We start from the raw sequence: 22,528 nt of genomic DNA, 5'->3' as shown, positions 1-22,528 counted from the left end.
AACAAACGATATTAGTAGAGCCAAATCCTAGAAGATTTGGCTTTACTATTTTTATTTCCCTATTCTATCGAATCAACCATTTCTTTTAAAAATGTATTGAAGTCCACTCCCGCGTCTCCAATGAGCCCAAATCGTACAATGACCAAATCTTTAGAAGGAATAATAAACACACGTTGTCCCTGAAATCCATTTGCAGAAAACATATCTCTTGGAGCGTCTGGATAAAACCCTCCTGCATTTAGCCAAAAATGCCCCCCATAATCTCCTTCAGATGTAGGGCTTGGTGTTGTCACATAATCCACCCAACCTGGGTTAAAAATCTGCTCTCCGTTCCAATTCCCTTTATGTAGATATAATAATCCAAATTTGCCCCAATCCCTTACTGTTGCCCAAGCATAAGAAGAACCTACATAATTACCTGTCATATCTGTTTCTATAAGCATAGAATTCATTCCTATTTTATCAATAAACTCTCGATATGGATAATCAAGATACTCCTGATAACTTTTGAACTGTTTTCTCAAAATCCCAGATAGCAGGTTAGACACACCAGAGGAATAGTACCAATATTCATTGGGTTTGTAAATTGCTTTTTTATGAATTTGGGGAATTGTCATATCTTTATCTACATATAACATTTTTGTAACATCAGAAATAGAGCCATAATCCTCATCCCATTCCAACCCACAATTCATCTGTAAAAGATTATTAATCGTTATCTCTTTTCTTTCATCATTTTGCCATGCAGACACCGGGGCTTTATCGTCTATATTAATAGTGCCTTGTTTTTGTAACACACCATAAACCGTAGAGAGAACACTTTTGGTCATAGACCACCCTAGCAACTTAGAATCTTTATTCAATCCATCTATATATTTCTCGGCTATAATCTGATCTTTATAAAGCACAAGAACAGCCCTTGTTTTCTTTATATATTCTCCATTCGTGTCAAAAATTGAAGTAATAGTTCTATTTACCTTATCATAATCGACCGTAGTAAAAACTGTGTCTTTTTGTTCTAATTCACCATAAGGATACGATAACCTTGTCTCTATTTTAGTTCTTTGTGGTATTAAAACAGGTATATTTTCATCAAAATCATCATCAATCAAAACACTACCCAATCCTTCTCTATAAATTGCTTTTCTCTCTTTAAGGCCAAAAACAGAGGCAACAGATGTCCTGTTTTTCATATTTACCTCATCATCTGCTAAGTTAACCGGAGCAAAATTATTATCATTTATGTCGGTAAACTCCAAACTTCTGTTTGCAATAAAAACCGATGAATTCATATTCTTTGCAGAATATCCTGTTAGAATTGTAAGTTTTGGGTAATTCAGTACAAATGCAATACAAATTCCTGCAAATAGAATAAGAAATGCAATCCCAATAATTTTTTTAAGTCGTTTCATTATAAAAAGGGTTAAATCATTCTAAAAATAAACAATCCTAATTAGAAATACTTACTACTTTTGCAGAAAGAAATTGATATGTTAGATGTACAGAAAATACGAGAAGATTTCCCAATACTTACCAGAGAAGTACACGGAAAACCTTTAGTGTATTTTGATAATGCGGCCACATCTCAAACACCGCAGGTAGTTATAGATGCCATTGTAGATTATTACAGCAACTACAATGCGAATATTCATCGTGGTGTTCACACTTTATCACAAGAAGCAACAGATGCATACGAGATGGCTCGTAAAAAAGTGCAGAAACATTTTAATGCAAAACACACACATGAGATTATTCTCACTTCGGGAACAACTCATAGTATTAATATTATTGCTACCGGCTTTACCTCTCTTCTTTCTGAAGGTGATGAAATTATTGTTTCGGCATTAGAACATCATTCTAATATTGTGCCTTGGCAAATGCTATGTGAACGAACAGGAGCCATCCTTAAAGTCATCCCGATGAACGAAGATGGTGAATTAGTAATGGATGTATATGATCAATTACTTTCTAACCAAACTAAACTTGTTTTTACTAATCACATCTCTAATGCATTAGGAACTATAAATCCTATTGAAGAAATTATTGAAAAAGCACATAGCGTAGGTGCAGCTGTATTGATCGATGGTGCACAAGCTTGCCCTCATGTTAAACCAGATGTTCAAGCTTTGGATGTAGATTTTTATGTTGCTTCTGCGCACAAACTCTGTGGACCCACAGGAGTAGGTATGCTTTACGGAAAAGAAGAGTGGTTAAACAAACTGCCTCCATATCAAGGTGGTGGTGAAATGATCGAGCAAGTTACTTTTGAAAAAACTACCTATGCCGGTTTGCCTCATAAGTTCGAGGCTGGCACCCCTAATATCTGTGGCGGTATAGCTTTTGGAGCAGCACTTGATTATATGAATGGTATTGGTTTTGAAAATATTGCTGCATATGAGAATGGACTTCTTGAATACGGGACACAAAAATTATTAGAAATTGAAGGGTTAAAAATTTACGGTACCTCCAAAAACAAAACTTCTGTAATCTCATTCAACCTTAATGATATTCACCCCTATGATGTAGGAACTATTGTAGATAAACTCGGTATTGCAGTACGTACAGGACATCACTGTGCACAGCCCATCATGGATTTTTATAAAATACCAGGAACAGTCCGTGCTTCTTTTTCATTCTATAACACTAAGGAGGAAATTGATGCTTTGGTCGAAGCCGTTAAAAAAGCCAAGATGATGCTCTCGTAAATTATTTTTTATACCATTTGGTTTTGTTCAACGTTATTTAATTACCATATAACGCATTACACAAAACAACTAATCTATGAGCAAGTTTTTTTCCTTATTAAGTATCGTTATTTTATTTTCTTCATGCCAGAAAACCAAGCGAGTATTTATAGCTAATACTCTGGAAGATTGTGTTGGTGTTGGCCCTCAAAAATGCATGTTATATAAAGAAAACCCAAGTGATGAATGGACTTATTTTTACGATACAATCAAGGGATTTGAATATGAAGAAGGATATAACTATGAAATAGAAATTACCGTTACACAAGTAGAAAACCCTCCGGCTGATGGTTCCTCATTACACTATACTCTAGTTAAAATACTATCAAAAGAAAAAAATCGATCCATAGCCCAAAATATTCCTTTAAAGAATAAAAAAGATCAGGGCAATATAGTTAATGTCGAATACCAGGCGCTCTCCAGAGGTTCATTTTTTCAAATCAAAATTAATAATGATCGTATTGAAAAAACTACCGATGTAAATTTAAAAAATAGTCATTCAAAAAAATGCTTAAAAAAAGATTGGAATACCATTATTTCACTTCTGGAAACTATAGACATTGATAAAATAAAGGAGCTAAAAGCACCTACAGAAAAAAGACTTTTTGATGGTGCTCCTCATGCACAACTAAAGATCACTTCTTCTACCAAAACATTTGTCTCGAATGACTTTGATCACGGACATCCTCCTCAAGAAGTACAACAATTAGTTAATACTATACTATCATTGGCAGAAAGTATTGAATAGCAACAATTCTTGTCGTACTTTTGTTGAAAATTTGTACGTAATGACAATACAAGAAATCCAGGAAGAGATTGTTGATGAATTTGGTATGTTTGATGATTGGATGCAGCGATATGAATACATGATTGAACTAGGAAAATCTCTGCCTCTTATTGAAGAAAAATACAAAACAGACGACAATATCATAAAAGGATGCCAGAGTAAAGTGTGGGTACACGCCGAAATGAAAGATGATAAAGTTCAATTTACTGCAGATAGTGATGCTATTATTACCAAAGGTATTATTGCAATATTGATACGTGTCTTTTCTGAGCAACATCCCGCAGCCATCATTGAAGCTGACACCGATTTTATTGATGAAATTGGTTTAAAAGAGCATTTATCACCGACACGTGCTAATGGTTTGGTAAGTATGATTAAACAACTAAAAATGTATGCTATCGCTTACCAAACACAATTGAATTAAATCAATTTTTGTCGCATAAAGCTTGTTAAAGCAATATTAAAACTAAAAAAATGAGTGAAACCACTATAGATACAAACGACTTAGGAGAAAAAATTGTACGAGTATTAAAGACAATCTTTGATCCAGAAATTCCGGTTGATATATACGAGCTAGGACTAATCTATGATGTATTTGTTAATGAGGATTATGAAGTAAAAATTCTAATGACACTTACTTCTCCTAACTGTCCTGTAGCAGAGTCTCTACCAGAAGAAATACGAGAAAAAGTAAAATCTCTTGATGCAGTAAACGATGTAGAAATGGAACTTACTTTTGACCCACCATGGTCACAAGATTTAATGAGTGAAGAGGCTAAACTAGAATTGGGAATGCTGTAACTGGGATTGCAGTCATTTCGGAACAACTTTCTAAAATAAATAAACAAGGAAAATGAATCCTGAACATTATAGCAAATTAGAAAGAATGTATCTGCAGGCAAATATCAATACCGCATTGTATGATACTACCACAGTCAAAATTTCTGAGGGTTTAGCACAAATTGAACTTGAAGTTTCAGAAAAGTATTTTCATGCATTAGGAGCGATACACGGTTCTGTATATTTTAAACTACTTGACGATGCTGCCTTTTTTGCAGTAAATTCTATTGTAAAAGATGTTTTTGTCCTTACTACTTCGTTTAATATTAATTTAATACGACCAGTAGATAAAGGAATAATTACAGCTGTCGGAAAGATAAAATTTAAATCCAGAAGCCTATTTGTTGCAGAATCAACTTTATACAATCAAGATGGTAAAGAAATTGCTTTTGGAACTGGAAATTTTGCAAAAAGCAAGATAGAACTTTCAGAAAAAATAGGGTATAAATAACATAATACAACGATACAATGGCCGATGAAATTGTAAATAGAGTTGCTAATAATAAAAACCTCATCACTTTTGATTTAGAAGAATACTATCCTAAAGGTGATCGTATTCTTTTTGATATTAAAAATTGGCTTTTTGAGGGGTTAATTTTACGTGAAAAAGAGTTCAGAAAATCTGTTTTAGATCATGACTGGAGTCAATACCGAGACGCCTATGTTGCATTAACTTGTTCTACAGACGCTATTATCCCCGGATGGGCATACCTTTTATTGACTAGCTCATTACAGCCCTTTTCAAAAAAAGTAGCTGTAGGATCTTTAGAAGCTCTGGAAACGGTACTCTATGCCGAAATTATAAATACTATTGATGTTTCAGAATATCAAAACAAGCTGATTATTATAAAGGGATGTACTAACAAACCTGTTCCCCAAGGGGCTTATATCGATCTGATCCAAAAATTACAACCTGTTGCAAAAAGTATTATGTATGGAGAAGCATGCTCTTCTGTTCCTCTATATAAAAGGAAATAGGTTCTTTTATCTATTAATGTTGTTTTTTATCGAATAATAATGGTCTACTAACATACTTTTAGAGTAAAAAACGTTTCTTAAAATATATTTGCCAACATAAAAATTTACACCGGTTATTTATGCTAGATAATTAATTATTTAACCATTAATATAGCCTGATTAAATTCCTTAAAACTATCATCAAATGAAAAAAACATTGCTAACTGTAGTTCTATTAATTAGTTCTACAATTCTATTTGCACAAGAAGAAACAAAAAAAGACGAAGCTCCTAAAGATGGATGGACCAAAGGAGGTAATATTAGCCTTTTAATAAATCAATCTGCTTTTAATGCAGAATGGCTAGGAGGAGGAACATCTAATATTGCAGGAAATCTATCGCTATCCTATGACTTTAATTATCGTAAAGGCCCTATTACCTGGGATAATAAAATTCTTGCAGATTATGGTCTTACTAAACTTAAAGATCAAGAGTTTATACGTAAAACTAATGATCGCTTAGAGTTAAATTCATTATTGGGTAGACAAATCAAAGAATCACTATGGTACTATTCTTTTTTCTTAAACTTTAAAACACAGTTTGATAAAGGATACGAATATGGAGAAGAACCTATTCTAGATACAACTACTGGAAATGTTATAGGAACAAGAGAAATCCGAACAGAAACTACTCGTATTTTTTCTCCTGCCTATTTACAGTTAGGTCCAGGTATGTTATGGAAAAAAAGTGACAATCTCAAAGTTAATATCGCCCCTGCAACAGCACGATTTATTTTTGTACATGATGAGTTTACAGATGTGGGTAATGATCAGGCAGCAATAGACGCTTTTAATGATGCTGGAGGTTATTTTGGAGTAGAAGCAAACGACACGTTTCGCTTTGAATTTGGTGCTGCACTTAATGGGTATGCTAAATTTGAGATCATGAAGAATGTATCTATGGAAAACATTTTAAATTTGTATTCTAACTACTTAGAAGATCCACAAAATGTAGATATCGATTATACTGCAAATATTGTGATGACCATTAACAAGTATTTATCTACTAATCTAACCTTTCAGGCTATCTATGATGATAATGCCGTTGGTGCTTTTCAGATTAGAGAAGTGTTTGGTCTAGGAGTAAATTACGGGTTCTAGAAACAAGAAAATATAACTCTTAAAAAAAGCATCTTTTATCAAATAAAAGATGCTTTTTTTCTTTAGTAGGTCCACTATTTTTAGCCTTTATCAGATACTAATTTCATATGAAATTCATGTTCATCCTCATCAACTGTCTTAAAACCCATACGTTCATATAAATACTTAGCTGGGTTTTCTTTTAATACTTTTAGTATCATATTTTTATTTGAAACTTTGGCAGTTTCTATTAGATCTTTAATCACATACTTTCCTATTCCATGACCTTGATATTCGGGTAACACTTGTATTTGTAGTATTTCTATCGCGTGTTCTGTTTCAATATATTTCAATACACCTGCTCTTTGATTTGATTTTAATATCACATAAGCACTATCATATTGAAAATCTATTCTGGATAAATGTTCTTCATCTGATAAGAAAATTCCCATTTTCTCTAAATGCTCGACCATTGTTGCCTTTCTTAAACTAAATAAGAAATCCTTATCGGATTCTCTCGCTTTAATCAGTTCTAATTTTTCCATAAGAAATCATATAATACAGTATCACGAATATACCTTAAATTATGAAATACATTTTTGATAATACATATCATAAAAAGAGTAAAAGCGAGAGTAAAGAAAATACTCTCGCTTTTTTATGTATCTCATTTGCTAGCAAATTACTTAGAACGATCCTCTGCTGCAGGTACTTTGTTCTTTGGGTTTTTGTCACTTTCTTTAAGTGTTTTTAGCACTTCATTAATAGCGCGATCCAGTTGCACATCTATACCTTGAGCATCTTTTCCTGGGTTTTCTGGAACATGGATATCCGGCTCTACACCATGTCCTTCTGCAAACCAGGTTCCATCGGGATTATACATTCTAAATGTAGGTACTGTTACATATCCACCGTCTATTAATTCTGGTGCTCCCGAAATTCCTATTAGTCCTCCCCATGTTCTTGTACCAATAAGCGGTCCTACTTTTCTTTTCTTGAAATAATCAGGAAAGGCATCTCCTCCACTACCACTCCATCCATTAATAAGCATCGCTTTAGGACCATAATGTCCTCTTGGAGGCCAGGCCCAATCTTTGCCATCTCGCACCTTGTAGTAGCTTAATAATGGTCTATTTAACAATTCTACAAATCTATCTGGTATTTGTCCTCCATTATTAAATCTTTCATCAATGATTAATCCATCTTTATGATGTTGAGCATAGAACATTCTAACTAATTCTTCTTGCCCATCTATTCCTGTACTTGGCACATAAATATATCCTATTCTTCCTCCTGATTTTTCATCTACATATTTTCGCATTTCTTCAATCCAGGCAAGATTTCTCAGCCTCGCTTCACTTCTTATAGGTTGTACAAGATATTGCTTGCTGTTTTTGCCATCAGGAGTTTTACTAACTGTAATCTCTATCGTTTCATTTGCTTTTCCTTCTAATGCTGCATAAGGATCTGCATACTCTGTTAATTCTATTCCATTAATACGCAATATATAATCACCTTCTTCAACTAATACTCCAGGTTTTTTAAGAGGAGATTTAACCTCAGTATCCCAAGGAGCTGGTGTAATGATCTTTTTTATTCTGTATTTTCCCTGATGCATTTCCCAGTCAACACCGAGATAACCAGTGGTTTTGTTAGAGCTTGATACTACATCTCCTCCTCCTCTATATGTATGAGAAGCATTTAGTTCTGCAATTAGTGCTCCGGTTATTTTATTAAGGTCATTTCGACTTGCTGCATATTCTATTAATGGCTCATATTTCTTTTTCATAGCTTCCCAATCCAACCCGTGTAGATTTTTATCATAGAAAAAATCTCTTTCTAAACGCCATATATCTGCAAAGATTTGTCGCCATTCTTCTTTTGGGTTAACGGTCATTTCCATTTTAGAGGTGTCTATATGATCTTCGAGAGATTGATCTTTTGCTACTTCTATAATGCCCATTTTTTCTTCGGTAAACACTAGAATACTATTATTATCAAACGAAAGTTTATAATCGTCTACATTTTCAAGAATTGTCTTTTCTTCATCTTCTTCAAAATCATAATATTTTAAAACTGATTTTTCATCCTTTGATCCAGTTCTTGGATGTTTTAAGAAAACGATTTTACCTTTGGCAGCCTTTATTCCTCCTGTATTTCCTAGTTCTACAGGTAAAATGATCATTCTGGATTCTAGACCATTAAAATCTATGCGTATCGGCTTTACCTTTTGATCTTCTTCTTCTTCTTTCTTTTTATCTTTAGAATCCTCTTTCTTTTTATCACCTTCATTTATAGCAACTACATCATTTTTTAATTCAATAGGGTGTACTGCATCTTTTGTAAGCGGAATGATTCCTATTTTAGTTGCATTAGGATATGTCCAGCTATTATCATAATCACTATATACCGGATCAAAGGTTCTATTAGTCGTACAATAGATATACTTGTTGTCAACAGAAAACACAGGATTACCATCATCATAAAAAGCAGAAGTGATAATGTTCTTTTTCTTTTTATCGATATCGTATATAATGATATGCTGATTTCCATTTTCATGAGAATTTGCATAGGTAATATATTTACTATCACTTGACCAACTTACAGAAAACCCTGATAAGCCACCTTGAAACAATTGAATTTCCTGATCTATTTTGGTAATCGTATTGTTAGCAATATTTGCCAGTTTTATATGCATTTCCTGATCTACAAAAATTAATTTTTTACTATCAGGAGACCAGAACAGTTGGTATCTAAATCCCGGGCCCTGTTTTGAGATTTGTTTCTCTGAATTATCTTTAAGGTTTCTTACCATTAATTCATATTCTCCTGTTTTATCACTCCAATATGCAATATATCTTCCATCTGGTGACCAACTTGGATAGCGCTCTGCAATGCCACTTGTACGTGTTAGGTTCTTGGTAATCCCGTCTTTTTTAGGCACAGAAAAGATATCTCCTCTGGCGCCTACAATAATTCTATTACCATCTGGTGCAATACCTACACTATGAATGTATTTTTCTGCTTTTTTTACTTGAGGTTTTAATCCTGTAAAATCCCCAATAGCACTTATAGATATTTCTTTTGTTGTTTTTGTTGTCACATCTAACAGATATAGTGTTCCTCCAGCTTCAAAAACGATTTCAGATTTTCCTATAGACGGGCGTTCAATATCAAATTCTTTAAAAAATGTAATTTGCTCGTGTTGTTTTGATTGTAGGTCATATTTCCAGATATTAAACTTTTTTGAAGCATCTTTATCCGAAAGATAATAGAGGTCATCATTATTCCACATGGGTAGTTCATCATTACCATCGTTATTGGTAATGTTTTCAGAGGTTAAGGTTTTGAGGTTAAAAAGATAGATGTCAGAAGCCATTCCTCCTCTATATCTTTTCCAGTTTCTGCTAAGCCTTGATTTATCTGTCATTGCTACAAGGTCACCGTTAACATGTAGATCTAATTCTTCGACTTTGCTTATTGGTATTCTTACTGGTAACCCTCCATTAACAGATATTTTAAACGCCTTAGAAAAACGTTGTTTACCGCTTTCCATTCTAGAAGTGTAGATTAAAAATTTTCCGTCTTTAGTCCATGCTTTAATATTATCAGACATTCCGTGAGTTGTAATTCGTTTAGGAATACCACCAGTTACAGGAATTGTATATATGTCATGGTTGCCATCATAATTAGCATTAAACGCGATAGTTTTTCCATCTGGAGAAAATTTCCCCATTGTTTCTCGACCCGGCTTAGTTGTTAACCGATGTGCTGTGCCCCCTTGCTTATTTACAATCCATAGGTCATCTGCATAAGTAAAACAGATGTGAGAATCAGAAACATCTGGATATTGAATCATTTTTGCTGGTAGTTGGCCATAATTTATGTTTGGCAACAAATACAATAAAAGTAGTGTAATAATCTTCGAGAGATTTTTCATGACATTAAAGTTTGTTTTGTGATTGATATGTATTGTTTTTACTATGACCTATGATTATTTAGAACGTTACATCAAGTGCTCTGATTATTATCTTGTTATATTCATACGTCATTATATCAAAAGTATCCCAAATGGTTTTTATTTTTATACGATTCTGACACATTAACCTACTGTTAACGTTAATATAGTATGTAATTACCAAATAATAAAGGGTTTACTCACCTATGTTAATAGATGAGTACAGATGAATTGATACTATGGTAAGTGGTCAATGCAGAAGCAATCTTATGTAAGATGTTTTTAAGAAATATCACTAATTTGAAAAAGCTAAGAGCATACCGTATCTTTGTATTCTACCCTTGCAATAAAAGATCAAATGAGTAGATTTTTTTTAGCTATTTTTCTGTTTTTGTTAGTAACAAAAATTTCTGGTCAGGAAAAAGAAAAAACAAAATACCTGGATTCAATTCAAGTTAATTTAAAACGTTCTCTTGATAGTATTTTAAAAAACACCACAAATGACTTAAATATCATAGTTTTAAAACAGAAACTAAAAGAAATTACTCCTAAGAAACCAAAAGAAGAACATATTGGGTGGAAAGACAAGGCAAACTTTACTTTACTTTTTAATCAATCTGCATTTAACTACGACTGGCAAGGTGGAGGAACATCTAATATTGCTGGAAATGTTACATTAAATTATGAATTTAACTATAAAAAAAATAGCCTAACCTGGGATAATAAAATTATTGCAGATTACGGTCTTACTTTTTTAAGAGGAGAGGATTTTGCTCGCAAAACCAATGATAGGATCGAATTTAACACTCGATTGGGGCAAAAAATTGGTCAAGGTTTCTGGAACTATTCTTTGTTTATCAATTTCAGATCTCAATTTGATAAAGGATATAGATTTACCAAAGATCCCGATACAGAAGAGACTATTCGTACAGAAGAAACTCATTTCTTTTCTCCCGCTTTTATACAGATCGGACCAGGATTATTATGGAAAAAAAGCGATAATCTACACATTAATATTGCTCCAGTTACGTCTCGTATGATATTTGTAGACAAAGAATTTACCAATGTTGCAGATTATGTAGATGGTGATTATTTTGGTGTAGACGCTGGTGAAAGCTCACGATTTGAGTTTGGTGGATCTCTTGCGGCTTATTCTAAAAACACTTTGGCAAAAAATATAACTCTAGAACAACTTTTAAATCTGTACTCTAACTATATTGAAGATCCGGCCAATGTAGATATTGATTATACATTAAACATTAGCTTACTTGTAAACAAATACATTACGGGTAGTTTTGTGTTTCAAGCAATTTATGATGACAATGCTACCAGTGGATTTCAGATACGTGAGGTAATTGGATTAGGGCTTAAATATAAATTTTAAGCTTAGAGCTTGTTTAAACATCCTCTTATTCTTCGACAATCTCAGGATATAAAAAGTTATTATAAGGGAAACGAGTTACATGAATATTTCGTGTTTCTTTGTATACTCGTTTTCTAAAGTCATCAATATTCTCTTTCTTGATCGCAGAAATAAACAAAGCATTATCTCCTATTTTACTCATCCAAGTCTGTTTCCATTCTTCTAGAGTATAATGAGCTTTGGTTCTTTCTGTAGTTAAATCATCACTATCTATTGTCTCATGTTTATAAGCATCAATTTTATTAAAAACCATCATAGTGGGTTTATCTCTACAATCAATTTCATCAAGAATCTTATTCACTGATTCGATATGATCTTCGAACTGCGGATGAGAAATATCTACTACATGTAATAATAAATCTGCTTCTCTTACTTCATCTAATGTGCTTTTAAAACTCTCTACGAGTTGGGTGGGTAGTTTTCTAATAAAACCAACTGTATCACTAAGTAAAAATGGAAGGTTGCCAATAACTACTTTTCTTACTGTAGTGTCCAGAGTAGCAAAAAGTTTATTTTCTGCAAAAACCTCGCTTTTGGCAATAACATTCATTAGTGTAGATTTACCCACATTGGTATACCCTACTAAAGCTACTCTAACCAATTTTCCACGATTGCCCCGTTGTGTCGCCATCTGCTTATCAATAGTAAGTAGTTTCTTTTTAAGCAAAGAAATTCGATCTCTAACAATACGACGGTCGGTCTCTATCTCTGTTTCTCCCGGACCTCGCATCCCGATACCACCACGCTGTCTTTCTAAGTGAGTCCACAACCCTGTTAATCTAGGTAATAAATATTGATACTGCGCCAACTCTACCTGAGTACGGGCGTAGCTGGTTTGAGCACGTTGGGCAAAAATATCAAGGATTAAATTGGTTCGATCTATAATTTTAGCCTTTAGAATACGCTCTATATTACGAAGTTGACCTGGGGATAATTCATCATCAAAAACGACAGTACCGATATCATGTTGTTCTACATAAATTCGTACATCCTCCATTTTTCCCGATCCTATAAAAGTTTTAGAATTAGGCATATCCATCTTTTGGGTAAATCGTTTTACCACTTCACCCCCAGCTGTATACGTAAGAAATTCTAATTCATCCAAAAACTCTTCAAGCTTCTCTTCATCCTGGTTCTTGGTTATGATTCCTATCAAAACTGTTTTCTCGTATGCTATTTCCTCTCTTTCTAACATTAGCTACCTAATCTTCTATATCTTAATTTATTATATTGTGCCTTTAAACAAATGTACAAAAGTACAACAATTATATACTCGGGAACCAACATTATAACCGGTTTCTTATAAAATTAAATGCTATGGCCAATAAATTTTATTTCAGTAAAAAAAAAACAAATCACTTTACCATAGCATTTTATAACCTAGAGAATTTATTCGACACCAAAGACGACCCGAAAACCTTAGACAATGACTTCTTACCTGATTCTGAAAAAAAATGGAATCGAAAACGATATGAAAAAAAAATATTCAAGCTTGGCACAGCCATTTCTAATATTGGATTTTTAAAAACAAGAAAAGCTCCTGTTTTGGTTGGTGTCGCAGAAGTAGAAAACAAAGCTGTTCTAAAAGACCTTATTAACTCTAAACATTTAAAACAAAAAGAGTATGGTATTGTTCATTACGATTCTCCAGATGAACGAGGTATTGATGTAGGGTTACTATATCAAAAACAATATTTTGAAGTAAAAAACTCTAAAACTATTACTGTTTTGGTAGATAATGAAAAGGGAGAACGAGATTATACCCGTGATATTCTATGGGTAACTGGTGCTTTAAACCAAGAGGAAGTACATATTTTAATAAATCATTGGCCATCAAGAAGAGATGGAGCAGAAGGCACAGCCTATAAGCGTATAGCTGCTGCAGAAAAAAACCGTGAGATTATCAACCAGATTACTGATAAAAATCCTAATGCAAAAATTATCATTATGGGAGATTTTAATGATGATCCTTCTAGTGAAAGTATAAAGAATTTGGTACAGCAAGATTTTTTTAATCCAATGGAACGACTCCTTACCCGATACAGGGGTAGTACTAGCTACAGAAGTCAATGGAACCTGTTTGATCAAATAATCTTTAGCCATAACTTTCATCAATATGAAGGAGGGAAACATAGTTTTTCTAATGCCGCTATCTTTGATGACGACTTCCTAAAGATCTACAAAGGTCGCTATAAGGGTACTCCTTTCAGAACTTATGTAGGAAGAAAATATAAAGGAGGATACAGTGATCATTTTCCTGTGTATATACGTTTAAGACACAATATATAGAAGGTGTTTTAACCCTGGTAAAACAGGTAAAAGACCTAAAAAAAGTCCGAATAGTTTGAAATTCAAGCTATTCGGACTTTTCTATTTTGACCTCTGTCTATATTCGCCAAATAAACCAATAATTTTAAATATGAAAACACAAAATTTTAAAAATCTAGTTTTTTTATGTGTGGGACTTCTAATGTTTTCCTGCAGTAAATCTGATCTTTCTGAAACCGATGAAACATTGGTGTTAGAAAAAAGCGAAGTCGAAATTGTAGAGAATCAAGATGCTAAAGGAATAATACTTCCTGGACTGCTTCCTGGAATTTATGGGTCTACAAATATTAATACTTATGAAAATGAGACTTATAGTTATGTTTTAACTCAGGCTGAACAAAATGCTGTTCCGAGTAGTTCAAGACGATTCAAAGTGCGTTTTCAAGTATGGTCTGGGGGTGCATGGGTGCATAAAAAAACATACAGTAACCAACCTAGTACAGTAACAGCCAAATTTCCAAAATATGGAAATAATAACACTGTCTTCTGGAGAATCGGGTTTCAGATGTATAATAAAAATACAAATGTACACTACAGCAAAAAATGGAAAACAATCTTAGTACATAATTAAACACAGTACTTACATTGTAACTTCTACGCCTATTTTATAAGAACATCTGGATAGATATCTATCCAGATGTCTTTCGTGTTTATACGTATAAACACTTGTATTTCTTAACTTTTTTTTATTCCTCCACTCATCTTGAGTTTTCTTTTAGTTAGGATTATAAAAAAAACGTAACAGAGCAGAATTGTCGAGAAATTCTATAGATTAATTAAAAATCATATCTCCCTGATTTGTTTGTAGTTTCATGACCATTAGTATCGAAACTATCCCAAAGATTATTCGCACTACTGTCTAACCATAATTTGGGCTTTGAACTCAAAGCTGTATAATCCTCATCCGAAGTAGAAGCTATAGCAATCTCTTTTAAGAACCAACCATCTGTTCCTTTTAATCTAATTAAAGCCGAATCAACCTCTATCCAATCAATAGTTAAAGGATTGGGTAAATCCAATTCTAGATAATAGATATCCCAAGAACCTTCTTCTCTATCATTTCCAGGGTTGTTTAATGCAATATTATGTTTAGTTATTATTCCTAAATCAGTTAGAAAACTAACATCAAGCCTTGCTGATCCATCGGTACCACAATGATTTGAGCCAGAATCTTCATATGTACCTGTTATAGTAGTCACTTTGTAATACCATTTTGTAATCTTACCTGATAAAACTGGCCCCCTGTTTTTGTTATTATTTTTACTATGATATTTTGCAATAGCTTCATCAAATTTGATAGAAGCTTCTGCTTTACTCGTTTCGGCTCCAAAATTCATATGAATTATTGGTTGTATTGCTTCTGATTGATCATCTGCCACAGTAGCATTACTATTTCCTGTAGTACTCATAAAACCTTCTTGCTCCTTTATGTTTAATATCTCGGTATCTGATTCTGTTTTTTCACATGATACTATCCCTAGGATACATAATGCTAGTACTACATTTTTTTTTAAACTTTTCATTATTGTTTTAATTTTAAAATTAATTATCAAATGTATCTGATGAAGTATTGTTTTATGATAATGAATTTATAGAATACCCTTTGGGATTGATGGATAGTGCGTTTCTTTTGATAATGCTATAACACTCATAGTTGATGGTCTGCTATTTTGAATTGATTAAAAATATGTTTCAATTGATCGTTTGTAATCTTCACCTATTCAATTACATCAAAATCATTTGGATTCTAGATTATAATCTATACCTAAGAAAACTATATCTTTCTCTAACAAACCATTGATTAATATGTGATTACAAAAAAATACGTACTTTTCTTAAACTTTTTTTAACATCTCTGCCCAATAATAATCATTCTAATACTCTAACTTGCATTACGCAAAAAATCACACAAATAAACTAATAGTCATGAAATTAAAATTACTCTTAATTCCATTCGTTATCTCCTGCTTTTTTTGGACTCAGAATGGGTTTACTCAATCCGTATTTATTAATGAAATACACTACGACAATGCAAGTACAGATGTAGAAGAAGCTATCGAAATTGCCGGGACAGCAGGAACAGACCTTTCTGGTTGGAGTATTGTTTTGTATAATGGGTCTAATAGCACCGTTTATAATACAATTTCTATTTCGGGAGTGATTCCTGATGAGCAAAATGGTTTCGGAACGATAGTAGAAATTCTTCCTGCCAATGGATTACAAAATGGTGCACCCGATGGGATTGCATTAATTGACAACAATAATACTGTTATCCAGTTTTTAAGCTATGAAGGTATTATTACAGCAATAGATGGGCCTGCATCTGGGTTAACAAGTACCGATATAGGTGTATCAGAATCTAGCAGTACTCCTGTTGGAGCCTCTTTACAACTAACAGGAACAGGAACATCTGCTACAGAATTTACCTGGGAAACATCTACAACCAACTCATATGGTGCGATAAATACTAATCAGGTTTTAGGAACACCAGTTATCATACCAATAATTAACGAATTTGTATTTAATCATACCGGATCAGATACTGATGAATTTGTAGAAATATTAGCTGGTGCAGAAACAGACTTAAGCGAATATTGGTTACTAGAAATTGAAGGAGATAGTAATGCTTCTGGAGTTATCGATGAAATACTACAATTAGGCTCTACAGATATTAATGGATATTTCACTACTGCTTTTGGTAGTAATGTATATGAAAATGGTACTGTTACTCTACTTTTGGTAAAGAATTTTACGGGTAGTTTAGGACAAGATCTTGATACAGATGACAATGGTATCTTTGATGTTACCCCGTGGGAAGAACGCATTGATGATATTGGAGTTAATGATGGTGGTGCATCTGATCTTAACTATGCCAATGTTACCTTACTACAATCCTTTGATGGAAGCTCATTTACTGTTGGAGGAGCATCGAGATTTCCAAATGGTCAAGATACCAATACTGTCACCGATTGGAAAAGAAATGATTTTGATGGAAGTGGATTACCAAGCTTCCCCGCAGCTATAGCAGAACCGGGAGAAGCTGTTAATACTCCTAATCGAGAAAATGTAGTTATTGATGATGTTGATCCTACAGCCGTTATAGTAATTAATGAAATTGATGCAGATACCGATGGGTCTGATGTTTTAGAATTTGTAGAGCTATTTGACGGCGGAGCCGGAAACACATCTCTAGATGGACACACATTAGTGTTCTTTAACGGATCCAATAATCAGAGTTATGCTGCCTATGATTTAACCGGTTCTACCACAAATGCTAATGGATACTTTGTTATCGGTAATGCAGATGTAGCTAACGTTGGGATTACGTTTCCAGGTAATGGACTACAAAATGGAGCAGATGCTGTAGCACTATATAAAACTGCAACTTCTAATTTTCCTAACGGAAGCCCTATTACAACAGAAAATTTGGTAGATGCTATTGTATACGACACCAATGATAGTGATGATGTAGAACTATTGGTGCTACTAAATAATAGTGAACCACAAGTAAATGAAGACGAGAAAAACGATAAGAATTTCCATTCATTACAACGTTTCCCTAATGGATCAGGAGGATTAAGAAATACCTCAACATACACACAAGCAATTCCTACTCCGGGAGGAGCAAATACCAATGCAACAGAGATAGTTAATCTTATTATTAACGAACTGGATGCAGATACTCAAGGCTCTGATGCTTTAGAGTTTGTAGAACTATATGATGGTGGAACCGGAAATACCTCACTTGATGGTTATGTATTGGTAAATTATAACGGAAGTAATAATACCAGTTATAACGCCATTGATTTAGATGGTTTTACTACCAATGCCGAAGGATATTTTGTGGTTGGTAATGCAGATGTTGCCAATGTAAACCTTGTCGTTCCCGGAAATACGTTCCAAAATGGTGCAGATGCTGTAGTCTTGTATTTTGGAGATGCTACAAGCTTCCCTAATGGAACAGCGGTTACTACCGAAAATATCATTGATGCCATTGTATATGATACCGATGATGCTGATGATCTAGAATTATTAGTACTTCTAAATACAGATCAGCCACAGGTGAACGAAAACACAAATGGAAACAAAGATGGAGAGTCTTTACAGCGAAGTCCTAATGGACAAGGAGGAGTTCGAAATACTGCTACATATGTCGCTAAAGCTCCAACACCAGGAGCAGATAACGATGGTGTAATAGTAACTCCTGGTGACCCAATAAGCATTGCAGAAGCTAGAGCTGTTGCAGAGGGAACTCCGGTAACTATTGCAGGAGTACTAACTGTTACCGATAGTTTTAATGGTCCTGCATTTATTCAGGATGCTACTGGTGGTATCGCTGTTTTTGATGACCAGGTGCAAGCTAATACAGCTCTAAAAGTTGGAGATTCTATTACCATAACAGGAGTCAGAGCCGTTTTTAATGATCAGATTCAAATTAGTTCTGTAGCTGAAGTAGTAAATAACGGTCTTCCTCAAAACCCAATTACACCACTAGACATTACGCTTACACAACTTGCAGATCATCCGGGAGAATTGGTTCGAGTACTTAATACCACATTCCCTAATCCAGGAGATCTTTTATTTGGAAACTCTAACTTCACCCTTACCGATGCTAGCGGAAACGGAGAACTACGTGTTGATAACGACGTAGCTTCTATAGTAGGTAAAGCACAACCTGTTACCTGTTCAGAAATCACTGGTGTGATAGGTCGTTTTAGAGAATTCTTCCAGTTACTGCCAAGGCAAGCTTCAGATATTCCTTGTGCGGTAGAATTTATTCCACCAGGAGACACAGTAGGTTTTCCTAAAGAAGATACTTTTGATGTAGTAACCTGGAATATCGAATGGTTTGGTGATGAAAACAACTCACCTGTAGGTCAAAACCCTATGTCTGATGCAATTCAAAGAGATAGTACTGCTACAGTACTTAAAAAACTAAAAGCAGATGTATATGCTGTAGAAGAAATTGCTGATGATGTATTATTTGAAGAATTAGTAAACCTGTTACCAGGGTATGATTATATTTTATCCGATGCCGTTTCTCGTCCTGGTTCTGGTGGAGTATCACAAAAAGTAGGATTTATTTATAATACTGAAACCGTTTCTGTGGTCGAAACAAGAGCAATGTTTACATCTATTCATCCGCTATATAATGGTGGAGATGCATCTGCGCTTGTAGATTACCCTAGCGAAACAGATCGTTTCTATGCTAGTGGAAGATTACCATTTTTAATGACTGCAGATGTAACCATTAATGGAGTTACAGAACGTATTGATTTGATCGCATTACATGCCAGAGCAAATAGTAGCAATGGTCCTCAAAATCGATATGATATGCGTAAATATGATGTCGAAGTATTAAAAGATTCGCTAGATGCTAATTTTGCAAACAACAAGGTTATTCTTTTGGGAGATTATAATGACGATGTAGATGAAACCGTAGCAGATATCCCATCAACCATTTCTAGTTTTCAGGAATATGTAGATGACACTGCTAATTACACGATTGTATCTTCTGCACTAAGCGAAGCAGGATTGCGATCATTCGTTTTTAGAGAAAATATGATTGATCATATCATGGTAACCAATGAACTTAATGAAGCTTATATCGAAAATTCTGTAACTGTTCATTACGACGTATATGATAATGACTATGCATTCACTACATCGGATCACTTACCCGTTTCTGCACGATTCTTGCTAGAACCAGAATTTGTAAATAATGATTGTTCGGGAGCATCTGTGGTAGCTTTTGATCAAGGCAAGAGAAAAGATGGAGGAAGAATATCCCGACTTAGAAGCAAGACTAAGCGTGCCCTAGGAACTCCCAGAGAAAAAAGGTATTTTAATTTTGTGAGTTTAGGGTTTGGTGGATCGATCACCATAGAACTAAACAACGAAATTTTTGATAATGCTGGTACTAATGAATTTGCAGTATTCGAATCTACAGGGTTCTTTGACAACGTCCCTTGTAATTACTATCCAGAATCAGCAGAAGTATTTGCTTCTCAGGATGGTATTGAATTTGTTTCTTTAGGAACAACTTGCCAGGATGGAGAATTTGATCTTGCAACGGGTAACTTACGTTCTGCAAAATATATCAAAGTTGTGGATACAAGTGATAAAGCTAATTTTCCATGGTTTGCAGATGGCTATGACTTAGATGCTATTGTATGTCTTGAAAATGGTGAGCGTATCGCTACAAAAAATACTATGGTCTATACAGAAAACCCTACTGCTCTTGAAAGTGAATTACTCACCAAGGATTTTGGATTAGAAGAAGCAAGTGTTTTTGTTTCTCCAAATCCATTTAAAAATCAATTATCTATAGATTTTAATACTCTTGTTGAAGGAGATGTAGATGTTATAATTACTGATGTAACTGGCAAAACTGTATATACTCAAACAATACAACTTAATGCCGGGCAATCAAAATTATCTATTGATATGAATCGTTATCCAAAAGGGTTTTATGTTGTACATGCTTTCAGTACAAATGGAAAACTTAATATAACTAAAAAGATAATTAAAAAATAATTGGCAAACACAAAATATCAACCCTGCGAAGATGACTTCGCAGGGTTTTTCATTTATAGAGGTCAAAACCTCTCTTTTATAATAATATACATCATCTAATATGATAATTCTGGGGCTTTTGATGTCCACGAAAGAGTTCCGTCTTGATCATACCAGGTTTCTGTTAATTTTCCGCCTTTAATCTCTAAAATAGCAAATCCATTTTTAACTCTTAATTTGTTATTGGGAGAAGGGTTTTCTAATGGAGTATGAGCATAATGATCAATGGTACCAAAATTCCCATTATTGTTACCCTCTAACCATTCTGCATTACCAAATGGAATACCAGAATGTCCCAGGCACCTAGCTAAAGTAGAGTGACTTGCAGCAGTATTGTTATAAACGACTCCATTGTGAATATGACCCCAATACCACACTTCGGGATGTCTTCCCATAAGAGAATCTTTAACAACATCATTCCATAGCGAATTTGTATACTTTCCTTGCACATCCATTGGGTTATGGTGAGTAAGCAGTATTGTTTTCTTACCCTTAGACTGTGTAGCTATAAATCCTTCTGGTCCTGATTGGTATACATCATTGATTACTCCATCCATATACATATCAGTTGCATTATAGGCAGAGTCCAGACCCATAATTACCCAATCCCCATAGGTAATAGAAAAATAGGTTCCTCCTTTTTGCTTCTCAAAAACTGAAGATGCAAGTGCTGTTTTATATAAACCATTTGCACCATCATACATTTCGTGATTAGAATTAAGAGTAAAGTTGCCAAGAGGAGCAGGTTTCCAACAGTTTAATAAATTATTTTGTTCTTCAGATTCAAGACCTGCATAATATACATCTCCCAGGTGAATCATAATATCCGGGGTCTGTTTCGCAATTTGTTGCATCACCATTTGCGATGGGCTATCTGGTAAATTTCCATCCTTGTATTTTCCTGTCCCCCAATCTCCAAATAATGCAATTTTTAATGACGGTTGAGAAGAAGGGGTTATTTTAATTGTAGTTGGAGGATCATTATGAACAAATGGATGTATTTTTTTAGGGAAAAATCGATAGTATAAAAAATTGAGTATTGCCAATGGCCACCCTGTTCCTTTTGGGTCACCCATATCCAATTCGGCATACTTGGCTGTAGAGACCAGAGAACCATCGCCTGTTAATTTGCCTTCGCCTTCCCAAATTGTCCACCAATGATCCCATTCTTTAGTTGTGATTTTTGAAGCAGGCATTTTTAAAAATTTCAAAATAGGCTTTAACCAAGAAGGTGCTTTGTTGTTTAGGTAATACAGTACCCATCCAAATTCAATACTCTCATCGGCACCAGGAGGTAGCGGTGGAGGCGGTGTTTCGGTATTCATTAATTGAATAAGCAAGTCTTCTGATTTCTGAAAAGTAACCCAGAAATGAGTTTCTACTACAACTCCTTTTTGTACTGCATCTTGCAATTCTTTTTGGATCTGTTCTAGTGTTTTTTGTGAAGATTCCATTTTAGTTTTGTTTTAGATAGTATTAATGAAAAGTTTAATAACCCAGAAGAGATACCAAAAATCTAATCAGGGTTTAACGAGGTATAATATGAGATATTCAAATACTAAAACATCTGATCATGAGAGGTGCTCACCAGATATTGTTACGGAGTAGTATCAAGTAGTTTTCTAATATAAAAACCTCATAACAAAATTCTGTAAAATCTTGATTATGAGGCAATTTTATCTAAATGTAAAGAAAATAATCTAATTAAAAGGAGGTTTTTTAAAAAATACACATAACACATTGTTTTTCAACAACATAACATTACGGGTTCTCATCA

17 protein-coding genes are annotated in these 22,528 nt (G+C 34.1%); 11 read left to right on the top strand and 6 right to left on the bottom strand.

From position 1 onward, the window contains the following. Positions 1-59: 59 nt before the first annotated feature. Positions 60-1,412 carry a serine hydrolase gene (locus tag DG435_RS17285; protein ID WP_106791792.1) on the bottom strand — a complete coding sequence of 451 codons (1,353 nt, stop codon included), beginning with the start codon at positions 1,410-1,412 and terminating at the stop codon, positions 60-62. Between the two features lie 78 nt (positions 1,413-1,490). On the opposite strand from DG435_RS17285, the gene DG435_RS17280 reads away from it, so the two are divergent. From DG435_RS17280 to DG435_RS17250, 7 genes are all read left to right on the top strand, one after another. Continuing rightward, positions 1,491-2,705 carry an aminotransferase class V-fold PLP-dependent enzyme gene (locus DG435_RS17280; RefSeq protein WP_106791791.1) on the top strand — a complete coding sequence of 405 codons (1,215 nt, stop codon included), beginning with the start codon at positions 1,491-1,493 and terminating at the stop codon, positions 2,703-2,705. Between the two features lie 76 nt (positions 2,706-2,781). Beyond that, positions 2,782-3,492, top strand: coding sequence for a DUF4377 domain-containing protein (locus DG435_RS17275; RefSeq protein ID WP_106791790.1), 711 nt, complete (start codon positions 2,782-2,784; stop codon positions 3,490-3,492). 40 nt (positions 3,493-3,532) lie between these two features. Next, a complete protein-coding gene (locus DG435_RS17270; protein WP_106791789.1) occupies positions 3,533-3,955 on the top strand; it encodes a SufE family protein in 423 nt (140 codons plus the stop codon). Between the two features lie 50 nt (positions 3,956-4,005). After that, the gene (locus DG435_RS17265; RefSeq protein WP_106791788.1) at positions 4,006-4,332 is read left to right on the top strand and encodes a DUF59 domain-containing protein; all 327 of its coding nucleotides are present in this window, start codon (positions 4,006-4,008) and stop codon (positions 4,330-4,332) included. Between the two features lie 52 nt (positions 4,333-4,384). Beyond that, entirely contained in the window at positions 4,385-4,822 is a 438-nt protein-coding gene (locus tag DG435_RS17260; RefSeq protein ID WP_106791787.1) for a PaaI family thioesterase, read from the top strand. Positions 4,823-4,839: 17 nt separating this feature from the next. Further along, the gene (locus tag DG435_RS17255; RefSeq protein WP_106791786.1) at positions 4,840-5,349 is read left to right on the top strand and encodes a DUF2480 family protein; all 510 of its coding nucleotides are present in this window, start codon (positions 4,840-4,842) and stop codon (positions 5,347-5,349) included. 184 nt (positions 5,350-5,533) lie between these two features. Then, complete coding sequence (locus DG435_RS17250; RefSeq protein WP_106791785.1) at positions 5,534-6,487, top strand: DUF3078 domain-containing protein; 954 nt, start codon at positions 5,534-5,536, stop codon at positions 6,485-6,487. Positions 6,488-6,567: 80 nt separating this feature from the next. On the opposite strand, the gene DG435_RS17245 is transcribed toward DG435_RS17250, so the two are convergent. Continuing rightward, positions 6,568-7,011, bottom strand: a complete 444-nt coding sequence (locus DG435_RS17245) for an N-acetyltransferase (RefSeq protein ID WP_106791784.1) — start codon at positions 7,009-7,011, stop codon at positions 6,568-6,570. A gap of 137 nt (positions 7,012-7,148) precedes the next feature. Beyond that, on the bottom strand, positions 7,149-10,406 hold the full coding sequence (locus tag DG435_RS17240; protein WP_106791783.1) for a S41 family peptidase: 3,258 nt from the start codon (positions 10,404-10,406) through the stop codon (positions 7,149-7,151). Positions 10,407-10,782: 376 nt separating this feature from the next. Here DG435_RS17240 and DG435_RS17235 point away from each other — a divergent pair, with 376 nt between their 5' ends. Further along, the gene (locus DG435_RS17235) at positions 10,783-11,808 is read left to right on the top strand and encodes a DUF3078 domain-containing protein (RefSeq protein WP_108840640.1); all 1,026 of its coding nucleotides are present in this window, start codon (positions 10,783-10,785) and stop codon (positions 11,806-11,808) included. Between the two features lie 25 nt (positions 11,809-11,833). On the opposite strand, the gene hflX is transcribed toward DG435_RS17235, so the two are convergent. Then, positions 11,834-13,042: a GTPase HflX gene (gene hflX / locus DG435_RS17230; protein WP_106793668.1), complete on the bottom strand. Its 1,209-nt coding sequence runs from the start codon at positions 13,040-13,042 to the stop codon at positions 11,834-11,836. Positions 13,043-13,164: 122 nt separating this feature from the next. Between hflX and DG435_RS17225 the strand changes: the two genes are divergently transcribed. Further along, positions 13,165-14,136 (top strand): endonuclease, encoded by a 972-nt coding sequence (locus DG435_RS17225; RefSeq protein WP_106793669.1) that lies wholly within the window; start codon positions 13,165-13,167, stop codon positions 14,134-14,136. A gap of 130 nt (positions 14,137-14,266) precedes the next feature. Then, a complete protein-coding gene (locus DG435_RS17220; RefSeq protein WP_106793670.1) occupies positions 14,267-14,746 on the top strand; it encodes a hypothetical protein in 480 nt (159 codons plus the stop codon). Positions 14,747-14,951: 205 nt separating this feature from the next. Here DG435_RS17220 and DG435_RS17215 read toward each other — a convergent pair whose 3' ends face one another. Beyond that, entirely contained in the window at positions 14,952-15,698 is a 747-nt protein-coding gene (locus DG435_RS17215) for a hypothetical protein (protein WP_106793671.1), read from the bottom strand. 403 nt (positions 15,699-16,101) lie between these two features. On the opposite strand from DG435_RS17215, the gene DG435_RS17210 reads away from it, so the two are divergent. Beyond that, positions 16,102-20,712: a DUF5689 domain-containing protein gene (locus DG435_RS17210; RefSeq protein ID WP_106793672.1), complete on the top strand. Its 4,611-nt coding sequence runs from the start codon at positions 16,102-16,104 to the stop codon at positions 20,710-20,712. Between the two features lie 95 nt (positions 20,713-20,807). Here DG435_RS17210 and DG435_RS17205 read toward each other — a convergent pair whose 3' ends face one another. After that, positions 20,808-22,205 (bottom strand): metallophosphoesterase, encoded by a 1,398-nt coding sequence (locus DG435_RS17205; RefSeq protein ID WP_106793673.1) that lies wholly within the window; start codon positions 22,203-22,205, stop codon positions 20,808-20,810. Positions 22,206-22,528: the final 323 nt, after the last annotated feature.

The sequence above is a fragment of the Aquimarina sp. Aq78 genome, from assembly GCF_900299525.1.
In the GTDB taxonomy this organism is placed as follows: Bacteria; Bacteroidota; Bacteroidia; order Flavobacteriales; family Flavobacteriaceae; genus Aquimarina.
This window is presented reverse-complemented; position numbering and strand designations above follow the sequence as displayed.